We start from the raw sequence: 1,596 nt of genomic DNA, 5'->3' as shown, positions 1-1,596 counted from the left end.
CGCCCATTACAGTATTAGGTGAGTCCTCAAATTGATTCGGGACTTGGTCGCCGACCGCGGTATGGCTCTTTCGCCCTGTCATTTCCATGATCCGGGGGGTGCTGCCGCCGCGGACGGGACGCTTGGTGACCGCTGATAGGGACATGGCCCGCCGCGCAGGTCTTGGGACGCGGTGAGGCCTCCTCGTAATGTGGCTGCCGGGACCGGGCGTCAGGATCGCACGTCGATCGCGGCGGCCCGGAGGCGAACGGACAAAGGAGACCGCCATGCAGGCCAATGACATCGGCGTCTGGCTCGGACTTGACGTCGGCAAGGAATCGCACCACGCGTGCGCCCTCGACCGGAATGGCGACAAAGTCCATGACAAACCTCTCGGACAGGACGAGACGGAGATCCGGGACCTGCTGTCCCGCCTCTCGGAACGCGGCCGTGTGCTGCTGGTAGTGGACCAGCCCAACACCATCGGCTCGCTGCCTTTGGCGGTGGCCCGCGACATGGGCGTGGCCGTGGCGTACCTGCCCGGAGGGGCGATGCGCAAGGCCGCCCAGCTTCTGCCGGGAGACGCAAAGACCGACGAGCGGGACGCGTACGTGATCGCGTTCACCGCCCTGCACATGCCGTCCGCTCTCAGGGATTGCGGCAGCGACGACGAGACCCTCGCCGGACTGAAAGTGCTCTCCGGCTACGACGAGGACCTCGCATGGGAGACCACGCGGCACGTCAACCGCCTGCGCAGCCTGCTGCTGCAGATCCACCCCGCGTTCGAACGCGCACTGAAATCGGACAGAATCACCAGTGACACGGTCCTGGCGCTGCTCGAGCGCTACGGAGGCCCCGCGGGCATGCGCCGCACCGGCATCGCGCGCGTCTCCGAATGGGCCAGAAGCCGCAAACTGCGCAACTCCGCCGCCATCGTCGCCTCCCTGTTCGACGCGATCGGCAGGCAGACCGTCACCGTGGCCGGCACCGAAGCCGCCGAGACGGTGATCCCCGCGATCGCCCGCCAGCTCATGGAACTCAAACGGCAGCGGCGCGAGGTGGCGGGGCGGGTCGAGCGCCTATTGGAGAACCACCCTCTTCTCACGGTCTTGACCAGCATGCCAGGAATCGCGGCCAAGACCGGAAGCCAGATTCTCCTGGCCATCGACGGCGACATCACCAGGTTCGAGAACTCGGCCCGCCTCGCCGCCTACGCCGGCATCGCGCCCGTCACCCGACGAAGCGGCGCCAGCATCAGGGGCGAGCACCCCTCAAGAGGAGGCAACAAACGGCTGAAGAACGCCCTATGGCAGTCCGCGTTCATCGCCGCGTTCCACGACCCGGAAAGCAACGCCTACTACCGGCGCAAACGAGCCGAGGGGAAACGCCACAACGCCGCCATCATCTGCCTCGCCCGACGCCGTTGCGACGTCCTCTACAGCATGCTCAAAAACGGAACCCTCTACCAACCCAAGCAAACCGACCTGGCCAAGGCCGCCTAGCCGACATCACGCAGGACCAACACCGACGGCACCGGACACAGGGCGAAACGCGCCCGAAAACGCCACCAACAAACAACCCCAAACGGATTGACAAAACCATAGGGACACCCCCCTA

General features: G+C 65.9%; 1 protein-coding gene. It reads left to right on the top strand.

Features of this window, described 5'->3' with window-relative positions:
• Positions 1-266 precede the first annotated feature (266 nt).
• Positions 267-1,481 (top strand): IS110 family RNA-guided transposase, encoded by a 1,215-nt coding sequence (locus tag KIH73_RS10730; protein WP_219083371.1) that lies wholly within the window; start codon positions 267-269, stop codon positions 1,479-1,481.
• Positions 1,482-1,596 lie beyond the last annotated feature (115 nt).

Source organism: Bifidobacterium phasiani, from assembly GCF_019331775.1.
In the GTDB taxonomy this organism is placed as follows: Bacteria; Actinomycetota; Actinomycetes; order Actinomycetales; family Bifidobacteriaceae; genus Bifidobacterium; species Bifidobacterium phasiani.
The sequence above is the reverse complement of the archived record's forward strand: the minus strand, read 5'-3'. Positions and strand labels throughout refer to the sequence as shown.